The following is a 15437-nucleotide window of genomic DNA, read 5'->3' as shown; positions in this document are numbered from 1 at the left end:
GGTGTGAAGGAGGGGGCTGTCAGTTAGGGGGTCGGGATATTCTGTGACCATCGACGACAGCATCTGCCCATGCCTGTTTTTGTTGGTGGATCAGGTGCGAAGTATACCTGCTTGGCCTGCCATTGCAGCACGGTGCGCGGCGAGGAGATGTGCCCACTCAGTTTCGTTCCACAGCTGCTGGTGGCGGCGTAGCTGACTCAGGTCGTGGGCGGCCGCACGCCAGGGCAGCGGGGGGCGGCGTAGTTTCTCTAGATCGATGAAGGCCACTTCGGGCGCGCTGTCGGCGTGCTGTTCCGGCCAGCGCACCATGATGTGCTTGCCATAGAAACAGCTGTGCTGCAGGTGAGCCCGGTGCATGCAGCCGGCGGCGCTGCCGACTGCGGCTGCAAGCTGGAGTTTGACGGCAGGGGTGAGGTCGTGGAGGTCGTCCAGTGCTTTGAAGCCACTCAGGTCGCGGGTGACGAGCAGGCCGAGGAAGCCTTCCTCTGTTTTACGGCTGGCGTGAAATACCGGTTCCGGTACGCGCAGTCCCAGCGTTTGCAGGCGGCAGATGTTGGCATACTCGCGCTCCGTCGTTGGCCGGCCGAAGGGATGGGCCAGGCTGCGATAGCAGTGATTGCACTGTTTCTTGATGAAATAGCGGGCGCCGTTGATATGGCAGGTCGCCATGCCGCTCCAGCCGGCACGGCGGACGTTGGGCTCTTCGATCCATTCTGCCGGGAGAGACCACCAGCCGGCGAAATCGTCAGGGAGTTGCGCGGTGGGAAGAGAGGGGGCGGACATGGCGTGTTTGTGGTTTCCGGCAGTGTTTAATAAAGGCTGGGGTCGCTGCGCTGCGGGCGGGTCTTGAAGCGGCGGTGCACCCAGTAGTACTGGCTTGGCATCTTGCGGATTTCGGCTTCGATCCAGGCGTTCATGCGGGTGGCGTCAGCGACGGGGTCGGCACCGGGAAAGTCAGGCCACGCCGGACCAATCTGCACGACGTAGCCGGCGCTACCGGGCAGCATGCGAGTGACGCAGGGTAGCACCACCGCGCCGGCAGCTTTGGCCAGCCGGGGTAGCCCTGTGATGGTGGCGGTGGCAATGCCGAAAAAGGGGACGAATACCGCGTCACGCCGGCGTGGGCTGATATCGGGCAGGTAGTAGAACGGACGCCCGGCCTTCATGGCCTTGACGGTGGGGCGGGCACTGTCGTCGCGGGAAATCAGGAGTTGGTTGCCAAAACGGCTGCGTCCGCGCAAAACGGCCTGGTCGAATACCGGGTTGCTTTGTTTCGAGTAGATGCTGACGATGTCAAAACGCTGGGTGATGGCGACGCCGCCCGCATCCAGGCCGAGGAAATGAGGGGCCAGGAGGATTACGGGGCGGCCGGCGGTCCGCGCGGCATGAATGTGTTCCTCGCCTTCGACGCGGACCAGGTGGCGGATGCGTGCGTCGCTGCCCCACCACAGAATGGCGCGCTCAAGCATGCTGCGCCCGAGCAGCGCGAAGTGCTCGCGCGTCAGTTTGCGTCTTTCTTCGGCGGGTAGCTCAGGAAAGCAGAGGTCGATGTTTCTTTGCGCTACCCGTCGCCGGCTGCGGGCAAGGACATACAGCAGCCGACCCAGGGCGCGCCCCAGCAGGGCGAGCACGGGCAGTGGCAGGAAGTGCAGCAGCCACAGGATGAAAACGGCCAGCAGGCCCGGGAGGCGGGTGAGCATGAGCGCAAAAATGAATTGGCCGCGCAGTGCGGCCAAAATCTCGGAAAGACGCGAGTTTAACCGATTGCCACCGGCTTCATGCGCTGATCACCCGGTTCTTGCCGCTTTGCTTGGCTTGGTACATGGCGGTATCGGCGCGATTGACCACGCTGGTCTGGTCGTCCTCGGCAAGGACTTCGGTGACGCCGGCACTAAACGTGATCAGTACTTTTTCGTTGTCATGCAGGAAGAAACGCTTGGTCAGTTCGCGCTGCAGGCGGGTCAAGGCGTGGGTGGCTTCGGTCAGATTGGTGTCAGGCAACAGGATGATGAATTCTTCGCCGCCGTAACGGGCAATGCTGTCCTGCGGGCGCAGGGTTTGCCGACAGACGGTGGCCAGGTGGATGAGTGCCTGGTCGCCGGCGGTGTGGCCCAGGCTGTCATTGAGTTTCTTGAAGTTATCGATATCGAGTAGGCCAACGCACAAGGAACTGTCGTGGCGGCGGGTGCGTGCCATTTCCTTGGCGAACATGTCGTCCAGCCCGCGCCGGTTGAGGACGCCGGTGAGCTGGTCGTGACGCACCAGATCGCTGGTGGCCTCAAGCTCGCGCTCGAGTTCGCGGATGCGTCCCTCGGCCTGGCGTACTTTCTCCTGTGCCGAACGCAGCTCATCGTGCGAGCGCTGGGCGTTCAGCTGCACATTGTGTGTTTCGCGCATGACCTCGGCAATCACGCTTTCCAGCTCGCTGATGTCGTTGGCGGCGCTGATCCGGTCGGCGTAAACCTCGATTTTGTTGTGGTAATCGGACGTGGTATCGGCAAAGTCAGCCAGTTGGTCGACGAAACCGGCCAGCATTTGCTTGATGGCATCGCGTGCTTCGAACAAGCTGGCTTTTAGCTGGCTTTGTTTGTACAGCACTTCCTTCAGGCGTCGCCCGGCATCGTCCAGGCTGCGCTGCGACAAGGGTTGGTCAATGATTTCGCGGACGACTTCGATCTGCCCATGCAGCCAGCGATCGTCAATGACCAGTTCGTTGATGTTGGTGACGAGTAATTGCAGCAGTTGCAGCAGGCTCTGGCGGAGCTCCTGGTCGTCCTCTGCCAGCAATTCCAGCTTGAAGGCAAAACGCTTGAACTGACCAAGGCAGTGCTCGATGCCTTCGTTGCCGTGGATTTGCGCCACCTCGGCGGCCAGGCGGTGTGCCTCGGCGGCCAGGCGGGGTTCGTGTGCCAGCTGGCCGGCGATTACAGTCTCGAGGGTGAAAGCGAGCAGGTTTTTCAGCGCCGCATCGAGCCCCTCGCTGGCATTCTGCTCACCGGTGGTGACGTTGATGTTGGTGGCAGTAAATTCGCCGCTCAGGCCTTCTCCCCACGATTTGAGCAGGTTCTGCAGCCGCCCGTACAGCGTTTCTGGATTGCTGCTACTGGCGTTCAGAACGTGTTCCAGCATCTCCCTTTTGCGCGCCGATGTCAGGCCCTGGTGCCGGGCATCCCATTGCTGCAGCAACTGGCTGATGAGTTCCGACCAGTTGATTTTCTGTGCTTCGATCAGACCATTGAGGAAATCGCACAATGTGCCGCGGTAGCCTTCCCAGTTGCTGTTCTTGATGTGCTCTTCGAGGCGACGGATGAGCCCCAGTTGTTCCGGACTGTTGCGTGGCAACGCAGCCGTCAGGGCGCGCAGGTGATGCTGGGGAAAGGAGCTTTGTGCCGGGTCGGAGCCGGCGATTTCGTGGTACAGCGTCAGATAGTGATCCGGGGTCGGCGCAATGCGGCGTACGGCCAGTTGCTTCAAGGTTTCGCGAGCGATTTCGAAGGGAGTGCTAGGGTTGGACATAATTCGCAGTGCTTTCGGCTATAATCGCGCCCCGACCCTGCCCCCATAGCATGAAGGTCGTGCAGTTGATTTGTAATCATCAGGTGTTGGTTCGATTCCGACTGGGGGCACCAAAGTCTTGTTCGTGTTGTGCATGCATCCCCGGATGACCTGAGCTTTTTTGCAAGGGTGTCGCGGGGTTTTTTTTTATGCCTTTTTCTGGCCAGCAAGATTAACAAGAAATAAGGTTTTTTATGTGTTTTGTATGTAAATACGACAACAAAAAACCCGTTGATCACGGCTGATCGAACGGGTTGCTTGTCATGGTGCCCCGAGCCAGACTCGAACTGGCACGCCTTTCGGCGGCGGATTTTGAATCCGCTGCGTCTACCGATTCCGCCACCGGGGCCGGGGGGAGTGCGGATTATCCATGAATCATCGGGTGCGTTCAAGCTTTGCTGGAGGTTTTTCACTTTCCTTGCTCGCAGCTTTCTCCGGCGCAGGTTCCGGGCAGGGGAAGGCCTTGGCAAATGCGCCAGCGACCAGGTTGGCGGTGCTCATGGTGGTCTCTGGTGGGACCCGTTCAACGTGGATGACTACGGCGCGGACCAGGCGGCGGGAAAGTTCGCGGTCCTGCGGCAGGCAGAATGCGTTGAGGCGCACGCCGATTTTCTCGGTGAGGTAGTCGCTGACGGCATAGCCGTCGGCAAAGCCGGCGACGTAAGCGATGCAACGACCGCTGCGGAGCGCCGCCAGCGTGTCACCTCCGGTTTTCTCGCCAGCATAGAAACGCTCCGCGGCACGGCAGTCTTCCAGCAGTTCACGGGCTTCGTAGGCATGGACATTGCCGCCGGCAAGGCAGGCGGCGAGTGGGAGGAAATAGCGGATCATGTGTTTTCCGCAATGCGCTGGGCGATGTGGGCAAGAGCTTCTTCCACCTGATCGATCAGGATCAGGCACAGGTCGCCGCTTTGCAGACGGGCCAGTGCCGTGTCGATGGCAAGGAATTCGCCGGTGATGGCTTCGACATGGCGAACACGCTTGGCGTTTTTCAGGCCGTCGCGCAACAGGTTGATGACTTCACCATCGGCTCGGCCGCGCTGGCAGGCGTCCTGATAGAGGACGACTTCGTCGAAAGCAGTGCCGAGGATTTCCGTTTGCTGGCGGATATCCTCATCGCGACGGTCTCCCGCGCCGCTGATGACGACGACACGTTTGCTGGCGGGCATGGCGTCCACCGCGCGGACCAGCGCCAGCATGGCATCTGGGTTATGGCCGTAATCGGCGATCAGGGTGGCGCCTTTGTAATCGAATACGTTGAAGCGACCGGGGGCGGTGGCGGCATCGCTGACAAAACCCGACAGGGCGCGGCTGATGGTGTCCCAGTCGTAGTTCAGGGCCCAGGCGGTGGCGATGGCCGCCATGGCGTTTTCAACCTGAAAGCCGATGCTGCCGTTACGCGTGAGCGGAATGTCCGCCAGCGGCAAGCGCTGCTTTTTGCGGCCTTCGCCGCAGACGATGTCGCCTTTGTCGACATAAAGCACACGTTTGCCCTGGGCTCGGTGAGTGGCGAGTACGGGGTGCAGGGGGTCAAGGGCAAAGAAGATGACCGAACCGGAGCAGTGCGGCGCCATGGCGGCGACCACGGGGTCGGCCGCATTGAGCACGGCGTAGCCGGTAGGTGCGACGTTTTCGACGATGACGCGCTTGATCACCGCCAGATCATGCACGGTGGTGATGTAGTTGAGGCCGAGGTGATCGCCCAGGCCGATGTTGGTGACCACGGCGACATCGCACATGTCGAAGCCCAGCCCCTCGCGCAGCAGGCCGCCGCGCGCGGTTTCCAGCACCGCTGCATCGACGTCGGGGTGGGCCAGGACGTTGCGGGCGCTGCGCGGACCAGAGCAGTCGCCGTCGTCGATGCGCTGATTCTGCACGTAGATGCCGTCGGTGCTGGTCATGCCGACGCGCAGGCCATTTTCTTCGAAGATGCGACCGATCAGCCGGCTGGTGGTGGTTTTGCCGTTGGTGCCGGTCACGGCGACGACCGGGATGCGGCCATTGTCGGCTTTGCCGTCGCTGCCTTCCGGATACATCATGCCGATAATGGCTTCGCCGACCGGGCGGCCTTTGCCAAAGGAGGGGGCGAGGTGCATGCGCAGCCCCGGCGCGGCATTGACTTCGACGATACCGCCGCCCTGTGCTTCGAGCGGTTTGAGCATGGTTTCGCAGACGACGTCGATGCCGGCGATGTCGAGGCCCACGGTTTGCGCGGCGGCGACTGCGGCAGCTGCGAGCTCGGGGTGTACGTCGTCGGTGACATCGGTGGCCGTGCCGCCGGTGGACAGATTGGCGTTGTTGCGCAGAATCACGCGCGCGCCACGTTCCGGTACGCTGTCGGCGGTATAGCCCTGTTCAGCCAGACGGGCGAGGGCGATGTCGTCGAAGCGGATCTTGGTCAGGGAGGTGGCGTGACCATCGGAGCGGCGGGGGTCGCTGTTGACGATGTCTACCAGCTCGCGCACGCTGTGCGTACCATCGCCGATGACCAATGGCGGTTCGCGCCGGGCGGCGGCGATCAGCTTGTCGCCGATGACCAGCAGACGGTAGTCGTGGCCGGGGAGAAAGCGTTCGACCATGATGTTGTCACGAAACTCGATGGCAACGCGATAAGCCTGGCGGATTTGTTCTTCCGTGGTCAGATTGACCGAGATGCCCTTGCCCTGGTTGCCGTCCTGCGGCTTGACCACTACCGGCAGGCCGATTTCCTGGGCGGCCGCCCAGGCATCGTCTTCGTCGTCTACCGGGCGGCCGTAGGGCACCGCAACGCCGGCAGCGTGCAGGAGTTGCTTGGTCAGTTCCTTGTCTTGCGCGATGGCTTCGGCGATGGCGCTGGTGAAGCTGGTTTCGGCGGCCTGGATGCGTTTTTGCTTGCTGCCCCAGCCCAGTTGTACCAGGCTACCCTGCGTCAGACGGCGGATAGGGATGTGGCGCGCCGCCGCTGCGGCCACGATGGCGCCGGTGGAAGGGCCGAGGCGGATGTCCTCGTCCAGCTCGCGCAATTCCTTGAGCGTTGCGTCGAGGTCGAAGGGGGTGTCGTCAAGCGCGGCCTGGCACAACTGTTCGGCGCGTTCGAAGGCGAGGCGGCCGACGTCTTCTTCGGTGTATTCGACGACGACCTGATAGACGCCGGTGTCAACCGTTTGCGTCGTGCGGCTGAAAGTGACCGGGCAACCGGCCTGGGCTTGCAGGCCGAGCGCGGCATATTCCAGGGCGTGGGCCATGGAGACGCTGTCCAGGTGGTCGGTGGGAATGAGTTCGCCCAGCTCGGGAAAACGGGCGCGCAGGCGGGTTTCGAAGCCGGGCAGGCGGGCGATGGCGAGCTCGTTGCCGGTGCAGGTAACGATGGCCTGGATGGCGGTGTGGCGGCTCCACAGATTGGGGCCGCGCAGGGCGCGAATGCGGGAAACGTCCATGATGGTCTTGTCGTGAGAATCAGATGCGGTTGGCGAGGTGGGCGGACTTGCGGGCGCGGCGCGGCAGCAGGGCAAAGGGGTCGGCGAGGTCGAGGCCATAGGTGCGCAACCCGGTGACGATCACATCCTGCGATAGCCCCAGACCCCAGGCAGCGGCCACGGCAGCCAGGGTGGCGGCGATGGTGTGCGGGTGTTTTTCCTTGCCGATGCAGGGGACGTCGCCCAGGCGGCAGAGGCGTATTTCTTCCTCGCCGCTCCCCAGGTAGAGACGGCTTTCGCTGACGTAAACGGCGCGTTTGCCGGCACCGAGGTGCTGATCGAGGAGCGGAGCGTCCGGGTTGGTGGAGAAGAGGATGACTTCACCGTCGCACAGGGGAATGAACTCCTCCGTCAGCGGGTCTTCGGCGTTGAGGACGGCTGCACCGCTGGCCAGGATGACATCGATCTGGGTACGGTAGGTGGCGCGCCAGGTGGTGTAATACTCGCTGCCGGTCGGTTGGATGTCCCAGGCGGAGAGGTCTTCCGTATCCGGCAACACATTGGTGACGATGCCGATCTGGCAGCGGTCGTAAGGCAGGCCTTCGCCGAGGATGACGCGACTGCCGTTTTCGATGACTGCTGCATCGACGCCGCGGTTGAGGAGCAGCCGGCGTCCGCCGGCCCAGTTGGCAGCATCCTTGTTCTGGATGTGCCGGTTGCCGAGATACAGTCCGGCGCTGCAGGCAAGCCCGCTGCGCAGGCCAGATAAATGCAACATGTGCGCCAGCAGGCGGGCGACCGGGGTCTTGCCGCGCGACCCGGAGACGCCGATGACCGGAATGCGGCCGCTGCGGTCGGCGGCAAACAGGTTGTCAACGATGGCCTGACCGACCGGTCGCGGTTTGCCGATACCGGGTTTCAGATGCATCAGCAGGCTGGGGCCGGCATTGACTTCGACAATGGCCCCGCCCTGGCTGGCCAGCGGCTGGGAAATGTCGCGGCAGACGAGGTCGATGCCAGCGATGTCGAGACCCACGACACGCGCGGCGAGCGCGGCGATGGCCGCAGTTTCGGGATGCACTTCGTCGGTGCAGTCGAAGGCATGGTTGGCGTTGCGCTGGATGAGCACTTCGCGCCCGGCAGCGGGGACGCTGTCACCGTCCAGCCCCTGACGTTCGAGTTCAATGCGGGCGGCGGTATCGATACGGATGATCGAGAGCGGGTGCAATTCGCTTTCGCCGCGGCGTGGATCGCTATTGACCTGGCTGGCGATTAGTTCAAGCACGCTGGAGCGGCCGTCACCGGTGACGGTGATGAGGTCGCTGCGATTGGCCGCCACCAGTTTGTCGCCGACGACCAGCAGGCGGTGTTCACTGCCGGCGATGGAACGCTCGACCAGCACTCCCGAGCCTTCGTCGACGGCAATGGCGTAGGCTTTGCGCACCGCTTCCGGGGTAACTAGATCGATGAACACGCCGCGGCCATGGTTGCCGTCGGTGGGTTTGACCACGACCGGGTAACCGATGTCCTCGGCAGCCTCCACGGCATCGTCGGCGTCGTTGACCTCGCGCCCCTCAGGCACCGGGACGCCGGCAGCGCTGATCAGGTCCTTGGTCAGGTCTTTGTCGCGCGAAATGGTTTCGGCAATAGCGCTGGTCTGATCCGTTTCCGCTGTCCAGATGCGGCGCATGGCGGCACCGTAGCCAAGTTGCACCAGATTGCCGTCATCCAGCAGGCGGATGTGCGGAATCTTGCGTGCTTCCGCCGCTTCAACGATGGCGGCAGTGGAGGGGCCGAGATATTTGCGATCCACCTTGCGTCGCAACGCCTTGTTGGCGGCGGCCAGATCGTAGGCCTGGTTGTTGATGGCGGCGAGCAGCAATTCGCGTCCCTGCGCCAGCGCCAGACGGGTGCATTCGCCGTGGAAATCGCTGACGATGAGCTTGTAGACACCGGGGGTGCTGGTTTCGCGGGTGCGTCCGAAACCGTCGGGCAGGCCGGCCAGGCTCATCAGTTCCAGTACCACATGCTCCAGGATGTGGCCGGCCCAGGTGCCTTCCTGCAGCCGGCGCAGGAAACCGCCGCGTTCATCGTAATTGCAGCGGTGCTCGATCAGGCTGGGCAACCAGGCGGTGAGACGCTCGTACAGACCGGGAATCTTGTTGGAGGGCAGGGCTTCCAGGTCGCCGATGTCGATCCAGGTTTCCAGGCTGGGCGGGTAGGTCCAGATGCTGGGGCCACGCAGGGAAAACTGCTTGATGATGCGAATGTCGTGGGAGGTCATGTTCGGGTAGGGTGGGGTAAAGAGGGGTCAGAGGAAGCGGTCGAGCAGTTTGCGGCTGCTGCGGTCAAGCTGGCTGAGGTCGCGGATCAGGTATTCGATGCCGTTCTTGTCGGCAATGAGCAGACGGGTGGCTGAAAGGCGGCGGATGTCTTCTTCACCCTTCAGGGTGAGCGTGGTGTGGCCGCGGTTGGTACGGACTTGCCAGGCACTCGGGCAGGCGAAGCTGGAAACGCTGAGGAGTTGTTCGATTTCCGGGACGAATTCACGGCTGGCCAAGTCCTCTTCGATCAGCCGGCGGGCATCGACGGGCAGGTCGGTGAGTTGGTCGACCCAGGCGATTTCGCGGCCGTCCTGACTGATCAGCGCCAGCCCTTCTTCCGGGGCGGCAATGGGGAAGGCGCGGACCGGGGTGATGCCGCTGTATTGCTCGCCGTCCTGGGTGTGCAGGACAAGGCGGCCGTGGGCGTCGCGCTGGAGTGTGAAGTGCATGCTCATTTCCTCAGATGCCAGTCGTTTTAGGCAAGTCTGGCGCGGCAGGTTCCGCCGCCTCGCTGTCTACATTACGCGCTTGCGCCATGTAGAGCTTGTGATAATGCCCTTCGGCCGCCATCAAGGCATCGTGGTTGCCGATTTCGACGACGCGGCCGCGATCCATCACCACCAACCGGTCGGCCTTGCGCAGGGTGGACAGGCGGTGGGCGATGGCGATGGTGGTCCGTCCCTTGACGAGGTTGTCCAGCGCTTTCTGGATTTCCTTTTCGGTTTCGGTATCGACGGCCGAGGTGGCTTCGTCGAGGATGAGGATTTTGGGATCGATGAGCAGCGCCCGGGCAATCGAAATACGCTGGCGTTCGCCGCCGGAGAGACCCTGGCCGCGTTCGCCGACGAGCGAGTCGTAACCGTGCGGCAGGCGCAGGATGAACTCGTGTGCGTGCGCCGCGCGCGCGGCAGCGATGATTTCGGCGCGCGTCGCGTCCGGTTTGCCGTAAGCGATGTTATCGGCGATGGTGCCGAAGAAAAGGAAAGGTTCCTGCAGGACCAGGCCGATGTGGCTGCGGAATTCGGCAACGGGTACCGAGCGTACGTCGATGCCGTCGATCAGCATCTGGCCCGCGCTGACATCGTAGAAGCGGCAGATGAGATTGACCAGGGTGGATTTTCCAGAGCCGGAATGTCCCACCAGGCCGATCATCTCCCCGGGTTCGATGACGAGGTCCACGTCCTGGGTGACGGCGCGGGTGCCGTAGCGGAAGGAGGCTTTCTTCAGTTCGATGCGACCGCGCACGTTCTGCAGGTGCACCGGCTGGCTGGGTTCCGGCACGCTGGAAACGTGGTCCAGGATGTCGAAGATACGTTTGGTGGACGAGGCCGCGCGCTGGGTGGCGGACACGATGCGGCTCATCGAGTCGAGCCGGGTATAGAAGCGGCCGATATAGGCGAGAAAGGCGGTGAGTGTGCCGACGGTGGAATCGCCGCTGGCGATCTGCCAGATACCGAAAGCCCAGACCACCAGCAGGCCGACTTCGGTCAATAGGGTGATGGTGGGGGTGAACAACGACCAGGTCTTGTTCAGCTTGTCGTTCATTGCCAGATTGTGCTCGTTGGCGGCGGCAAAGCGCTCCGCTTCCCGCTTTTCCTGTGCAAATGCTTTGACCACCCGGATGCCGGGGATGGTGTCGGCGAGTACGTTGGTGACTTCGGCCCAGACGCGGTCGATCTTCTCGAAGCCGGTGCGCAGCTTTTCGCGTACCACATGGATCAGCCAGCCGATGATTGGCAGCGGCAGCAGGGTGACCAGCGCCAGCCAGGGGTTGATCGAGAACAGGATGGCCGCCGTCATGGTGATCATCAGCACGTCAGTGGCAAAGTTCAGCAAATCCAGCGAGAGGAAGATATTGATGCGGTCGGTTTCATTGCCGATCCGGGCCATCAGGTCGCCGGTGCGCTTGCCGCCAAAATATTCCAGTGACAGGCCCAGCAGGTGGCGGTAGGTAGTGGTGCGCAGATCGCGCCCCATGCGTTCGGAAACCCGCGCCAGGATCAGGGTGCGCGCCCAGCCGAGCAGCCAGGCCAGTACCGCTGCGCCGAAGAGGCCGCCGAGGTACCAGCTGACCAGCGGCCAGTCGATGGGCTGCCCGTTCTGGAAGGGAATCAGCACGTCGTCCATCAGCGGCATGGTCAGATAAGGCGGTACCAGTTGCGCTGCGGTGGCGAGCAGGGTCAGCGTGAATCCGAGCAGCAGTTGCCAGCGGTAGGGGCGGGCAAAACGCCAGAGACGGAAAAGCGTCCAGGTGGATGGCGCGACATTGCTTTCCCTGCTGCAGGTTGGGCATTCGTCCAGATCGGAGGGGACTGGCGTGTTGCATCGGGGGCACACTTCTTCTGGCGGGCGCGGGGCTGCATCGCGCTGCAACGCGAATTCGCTAATGAGGCGCAAGGCGGCCAGATTGTTTTCCAGGGTGTAGCGCCAGACCGCAAGGCGCTCCCTGTCGTTGAACAATTCCAGTGTGCCGACTCCGGCGTGGTCATGGTGGGTCAGGCGCAAGTCTGGCGTCAGCGGCCAGCTGCGAATCTGCCCATCTGTCGCGATGGCATGCAGCTGCCGGCGGCTGACAGCGAGCAGTCCCGGGGCAAAATGCAGGCGGTGATCGAGATCCGTGATCAGGTAGGCCTGGAGGGAGTCGTCTGTGGCCAGACAAGGGGCAAGCAAGGCTCGCCACTGCTCGGGGAGCGTGGTGGCTGGCCCGTGTTCGGGACTGGAAATGGCGTGCATGGAAGCGGAGGCTGGGGGAAAGGGGCGTTTGCGCGGAGGGTGCCGTAGAATCCGGGTTTTGTAATGTGTGTGGCCGGCGTGGCAAGAATCGTTTTTTTCAATAAACCGTATGGCGTACTCAGCCAGTTTACGCCGGAAGGGCGTTGGCGTGGACTGCGTGATTTTATTCCTTTGCCGGAGGTTTATGTTGCCGGTCGTCTGGACGCCGACAGTGAAGGTTTGTTGCTGCTGACCGATGATGGCCGGTTGCAGGCGCAGATTGCCGAACCGCGCCACAAGCTTGCAAAAACTTACTGGGTGCAGGTGGAAGGGGCGCCCGACGCGCCAGCGCTGGAACACCTGCGGCGGGGGGTGCGTTTACGCGATTTCACGACACAGCCGGCGCGGGTACGTCCTATCGCAGAACCCTCCGATTTATGGCCGCGCGACCCGCCGATTCGCTACCGTGCTGCCATTCCGACCAGCTGGCTGGAGGTCATCATCAGCGAAGGCAAGAATCGGCAGGTGCGGCGGATGTGCGCGGCGGTAGGTTATCCGGTGCTGCGACTGGTGCGTGCGGCCATTGGCCAGGCATCAGTAACGGGGCTGGCGCCTGGCGAGTGGCGTGTGCTCGAAGGCGATATTGGACTTTTACGAGGCAGAAAAACGTGATGAAAAAACGACTGGTGGCACTGTGTTTCTTCTTGAGCACCGGGGTTGGTGCGCAAGACATGCCACAAATTGAATTGAGCCTGGGTTTTCACAGAATCGAAGCTGAGGTCGCGGCGCGTGATCCCGAGCGGCAAACCGGCCTGATGCACCGGCAATCGCTGCCTGCCCAGCGTGGCATGCTGTTTGTTTTTCCGCAGGACAATACCTACTGCATGTGGATGCGCAATACGCTGATTCCCCTTTCCGTTGCTTTTCTCGATGGCGAGGGGCGCATCATCAATATTGCCGATATGGCGCCGCACAGCGAGGAAAATCATTGTGCGCGTCGCCCGGCCCGCTATGCGTTGGAGATGAACCGTGGCTGGTTTGCGCAGCGCGGCATCGTCGCAGGAAGCAAGGTGCGCGGACTGGAGCGTGCGCCGCAAGGGCGGTGAGATGGCAGTGAGCGGTTTTCGTGAGCAGTGGCGGCAGGCTTTGCCGCTTGTGGGGGTGCCGCGCTTGCTGCGTCCCTGGCTGCGTGAACCGGGTTCGTTGACAGCGCGGTGTTTGCGCCACTGCCGCGATTTTCGTGTGCGCTTGCTGCGCCAGGAATCGGCGGCCCCCCTGGTTGAGATGGGGGTGGAAGGCCGGCGCTGTTTGCCGTTACGCGAGGTGTTGCTGGAGTGCGATGGACGCCCGGTGGTCTTCGCCCATAGTGTGCTTTCTGCGCCGCACAGCGGGGCGCTGGGGCGCTGGTTTGCCGGCCTGGGTTGCCGTTCGCTCGGCTCGCTTCTGTTTACGCATCCCGGGTTTCAGCGTGGCCCGATTGAGTATCTGCGTCTGCAACAGACGCATCCACTGCACCGACAGCTTTGCCACGCGCTTGATGAAGAGCAGCCCGTGCTATGGGCGCGGCGCTCAAGTCACGCCTTAAAGGGGGGCTGCGTGCTGGTGACGGAGGTTTTTCTGGTGCCCGGCGTGCTGGCGCTGAGTGCTACTCAGGTTTCGCCGTTGTCAGCTGGGATGCCGCCGAAACCCAGTCGCTCAGAGAGTGAGCGTGCTGCTGTCAGCATGGCATGAGCGGTCGGGCTGTCCCACTCCGCGTCAAAATCGCCAACGGTACCCAAGGCAGTGATACTCGCCACCATCTGACCATTGAAGTCGTAGACCGGGACGCTGAAACCGTTGATGCCTGGGGTCAGGCTACCGGTAGCGCGTGACAGCCCGCGTGTACGGAACTCCGTAAGATTTTTTTCCAGCTGACGCCGACAGGTCGTCACAGCGATCTTGCTGGCGCTTGCTTGTGCCTGCAGTTCGCTATCCACCAGTTTCTTCAGGAATGGCCCGCGCCCAAAGGCAGCAAAGGCCTGCCCTGTGGCTGAATTGAGCAGTGGGAGTACCGAGCCCGGGCGCAGAGTGATGGTGACCGGGTTGCCTGCGTCGACGATACGTACGATGGTTGCGCCATGCGTTCCCCAAACAGCCAGAGCGACGGTTTCGTGGATTTCTTCACACAGCGCATCAAGCACCGGGCCAGCCAGACGCACTGGGTCGAGGCGGCCGAGGCCGGAAAGTCCTAGAGCAAGTGCATAGGCGCCGAGATCGTAACGGCCACTGCTGGGGTCCTGCTCAACAATGCCGATGCGCATGAAACTGACTAGATAACGGTGAGCTTTTGCTGCTGCCATACCGGCGCCCTTGGCCAGGTCGCGCAACATCATGGGGCGGTTATGTTTCGCCAGGACGTCCAGCAGACGGAAACCTACTTCAATCGACTGTATGCCTTGACGCTCGTTTGCTACTCTAGTAACCATAATGCTGATGCCTTAATCGAGAGGGCGGATGGATAGGTATATTCTATGCGCCGACGCGCGTTTTGCGTACAGTAAAACGATTTACTAACTAAGAAATGGAGATGTCGATGCGGGCTGTACTGGTAGCAAACCCCAAGGGAGGGGCGGGGAAAACCACCCTGGCCACAAATTTGTCCGGGTATTTTTCAAATACCGGGCGCAGCACGACATTATGCGATCTGGACCGCCAGCAATCAGCACTGCGCTGGATGGCTTTCCGCAGTCCCGACTTGACGGCGGTTACGGGTTATTTCGGTGGTAACCAGCTGGCGGTCAGCCTGCCGAAAGAAACGGACTGGGTGGTTGTCGACGCGCCCGCAGGGCTGCAGGGCTACAAGCTGAGCGACTATATTCGTCTAGTGGATAAGGTCGTTGTGCCTCTGGTGCCGTCCATATTTGACATGGCGGCGACTGAAGATTTCCTGAACTCGCTGCGCAACGATCTGCGCGGTGGCGCGCGTGACAAGGTCGGTATCGTGGCCATGCGGGTCGATCCGCGGACCCGTGCCGCAACGATGCTGGAAGAGTTTCTCAAACATTTCGATCTGCCGATCCTGGCGTATCTGCGCAATACACAGAACTATGTAAACGTCGCTGCGGCCGGTGCTTCGTTGTTCGATCCGCCGAAATCGAGGCACAAGAAAGATCTGGAGCAATGGCAGCCGCTCATCGAGTGGCTTGAAAAATAAGAGGAAAAGAACAGTTCACGTCGATTAGTTCGTGATCCGGATCAAAAAAATTGCCGCAAGCAGTTGACGTAGCCTCGGGGAGTCGCCATAATTCGCCTTTCTGACGGACGCGGGGTGGAGCAGTCTGGCAGCTCGTCGGGCTCATAACCCGAAGGTCGTAGGTTCAAATCCTGCCCCCGCAACCAAGAGTCAGAAAAAAGTATTTGACAGAAGCTAGTTAGTGTTTCATAATCTCGCTTCTTTGCTTCGTTGGAAGCC

13 protein-coding genes and 3 tRNA genes are annotated in these 15437 nt (G+C 62.0%); 6 read left to right on the top strand and 10 right to left on the bottom strand.

Annotation, left to right across the window (positions count from 1 at the left end):
- Window positions 1-90: 90 nt before the first annotated feature.
- The 3 genes from JYJ39_RS11695 to JYJ39_RS11685 form a co-directional block, all read right to left on the bottom strand.
- The gene (locus JYJ39_RS11695; RefSeq protein WP_205204523.1) at window positions 91-783 is read right to left on the bottom strand and encodes a lipopolysaccharide kinase InaA family protein; all 693 of its coding nucleotides are present in this window, start codon (window positions 781-783) and stop codon (window positions 91-93) included.
- A 26-nt stretch (window positions 784-809) separates the two neighbouring features.
- Complete coding sequence (locus JYJ39_RS11690; RefSeq protein ID WP_205204521.1) at window positions 810-1700, bottom strand: lysophospholipid acyltransferase family protein; 891 nt, start codon at window positions 1698-1700, stop codon at window positions 810-812.
- A 76-nt stretch (window positions 1701-1776) separates the two neighbouring features.
- On the bottom strand, window positions 1777-3516 hold the full coding sequence (locus tag JYJ39_RS11685) for a GGDEF domain-containing protein (RefSeq protein WP_205204519.1): 1740 nt from the start codon (window positions 3514-3516) through the stop codon (window positions 1777-1779).
- 39 nt (window positions 3517-3555) lie between these two features.
- Here JYJ39_RS11685 and JYJ39_RS11680 point away from each other — a divergent pair.
- Window positions 3556-3629 (top strand) — tRNA-Thr (locus JYJ39_RS11680).
- A gap of 190 nt (window positions 3630-3819) precedes the next feature.
- On the opposite strand, the gene JYJ39_RS11675 is transcribed toward JYJ39_RS11680, so the two are convergent.
- From JYJ39_RS11675 to JYJ39_RS11650, 6 genes are all read right to left on the bottom strand, one after another.
- Window positions 3820-3904, bottom strand: a tRNA-Leu gene (locus JYJ39_RS11675).
- Between the two features lie 26 nt (window positions 3905-3930).
- Complete coding sequence (locus JYJ39_RS11670) at window positions 3931-4386, bottom strand: Rap1a/Tai family immunity protein (protein ID WP_205204517.1); 456 nt, start codon at window positions 4384-4386, stop codon at window positions 3931-3933.
- Window positions 4383-6971, bottom strand: coding sequence for a cyanophycin synthetase (gene cphA / locus JYJ39_RS11665; protein ID WP_205204515.1), 2589 nt, complete (start codon window positions 6969-6971; stop codon window positions 4383-4385). Before cphA (JYJ39_RS11665) ends, JYJ39_RS11670 begins: the two co-directional genes overlap by 4 nt.
- 19 nt (window positions 6972-6990) lie before the next feature.
- Window positions 6991-9234 (bottom strand): cyanophycin synthetase, encoded by a 2244-nt coding sequence (gene cphA / locus JYJ39_RS11660; RefSeq protein WP_205204513.1) that lies wholly within the window; start codon window positions 9232-9234, stop codon window positions 6991-6993.
- Window positions 9235-9261: 27 nt separating this feature from the next.
- A complete protein-coding gene (locus JYJ39_RS11655) occupies window positions 9262-9723 on the bottom strand; it encodes a DUF1854 domain-containing protein (RefSeq protein WP_240189646.1) in 462 nt (153 codons plus the stop codon).
- 10 nt (window positions 9724-9733) lie between these two features.
- Complete coding sequence (locus JYJ39_RS11650; RefSeq protein ID WP_205204509.1) at window positions 9734-12007, bottom strand: ABC transporter ATP-binding protein; 2274 nt, start codon at window positions 12005-12007, stop codon at window positions 9734-9736.
- Between the two features lie 78 nt (window positions 12008-12085).
- Here JYJ39_RS11650 and JYJ39_RS11645 point away from each other — a divergent pair, with 78 nt between their 5' ends.
- From JYJ39_RS11645 to JYJ39_RS11635, 3 genes are read left to right on the top strand one after another with little or no spacing between them, the layout of a single operon-like run.
- Window positions 12086-12658: a pseudouridine synthase gene (locus JYJ39_RS11645; protein WP_205204508.1), complete on the top strand. Its 573-nt coding sequence runs from the start codon at window positions 12086-12088 to the stop codon at window positions 12656-12658.
- Window positions 12658-13092: a DUF192 domain-containing protein gene (locus JYJ39_RS11640; protein WP_205204507.1), complete on the top strand. Its 435-nt coding sequence runs from the start codon at window positions 12658-12660 to the stop codon at window positions 13090-13092. Before JYJ39_RS11645 ends, JYJ39_RS11640 begins: the two co-directional genes overlap by 1 nt.
- Window positions 13016-13717, top strand: coding sequence for a chorismate--pyruvate lyase family protein (locus JYJ39_RS11635; RefSeq protein ID WP_205204506.1), 702 nt, complete (start codon window positions 13016-13018; stop codon window positions 13715-13717). Before JYJ39_RS11640 ends, JYJ39_RS11635 begins: the two co-directional genes overlap by 77 nt.
- Here JYJ39_RS11635 and JYJ39_RS11630 read toward each other — a convergent pair.
- Entirely contained in the window at window positions 13636-14451 is an 816-nt protein-coding gene (locus JYJ39_RS11630) for an IclR family transcriptional regulator (RefSeq protein ID WP_205204505.1), read from the bottom strand. The genes JYJ39_RS11635 and JYJ39_RS11630 overlap by 82 nt on opposite strands.
- Window positions 14452-14558: 107 nt before the next feature.
- Here JYJ39_RS11630 and JYJ39_RS11625 point away from each other — a divergent pair, with 107 nt between their 5' ends.
- Together JYJ39_RS11625 and JYJ39_RS11620 are read left to right on the top strand one after the other, a co-directional pair.
- Entirely contained in the window at window positions 14559-15179 is a 621-nt protein-coding gene (locus JYJ39_RS11625) for a ParA family protein (RefSeq protein ID WP_205204504.1), read from the top strand.
- A gap of 108 nt (window positions 15180-15287) precedes the next feature.
- Window positions 15288-15364: transfer RNA gene (locus tag JYJ39_RS11620), tRNA-Met, on the top strand.
- Window positions 15365-15437 lie beyond the last annotated feature (73 nt).

This window comes from Azonexus hydrophilus, from assembly GCF_905120355.1.
Lineage (GTDB): Bacteria > Pseudomonadota > Gammaproteobacteria > Burkholderiales > Rhodocyclaceae > Azonexus.
This window is presented reverse-complemented; position numbering and strand designations above follow the sequence as displayed.

Coding starts and splice junctions, on each gene's coding strand:
- JYJ39_RS11695 (WP_205204523.1), bottom strand. CDS start 783: ATGTCCGCCCCCTCTCTTCCCACCGCGCAACTCCCTGACGATTTCGCC.
- JYJ39_RS11690 (WP_205204521.1), bottom strand. CDS start 1,700: ATGCTCACCCGCCTCCCGGGCCTGCTGGCCGTTTTCATCCTGTGGCTG.
- JYJ39_RS11685 (WP_205204519.1), bottom strand. CDS start 3,516: ATGTCCAACCCTAGCACTCCCTTCGAAATCGCTCGCGAAACCTTGAAG.
- JYJ39_RS11670 (WP_205204517.1), bottom strand. CDS start 4,386: ATGATCCGCTATTTCCTCCCACTCGCCGCCTGCCTTGCCGGCGGCAAT.
- cphA (WP_205204515.1), bottom strand. CDS start 6,971: ATGGACGTTTCCCGCATTCGCGCCCTGCGCGGCCCCAATCTGTGGAGC.
- cphA (WP_205204513.1), bottom strand. CDS start 9,234: ATGACCTCCCACGACATTCGCATCATCAAGCAGTTTTCCCTGCGTGGC.
- JYJ39_RS11655 (WP_240189646.1), bottom strand. CDS start 9,723: ATGCACTTCACACTCCAGCGCGACGCCCACGGCCGCCTTGTCCTGCAC.
- JYJ39_RS11650 (WP_205204509.1), bottom strand. CDS start 12,007: ATGCACGCCATTTCCAGTCCCGAACACGGGCCAGCCACCACGCTCCCC.
- JYJ39_RS11640 (WP_205204507.1), top strand. CDS start 12,658: ATGAAAAAACGACTGGTGGCACTGTGTTTCTTCTTGAGCACCGGGGTT.
- JYJ39_RS11630 (WP_205204505.1), bottom strand. CDS start 14,451: ATGGTTACTAGAGTAGCAAACGAGCGTCAAGGCATACAGTCGATTGAA.
- JYJ39_RS11625 (WP_205204504.1), top strand. CDS start 14,559: ATGCGGGCTGTACTGGTAGCAAACCCCAAGGGAGGGGCGGGGAAAACC.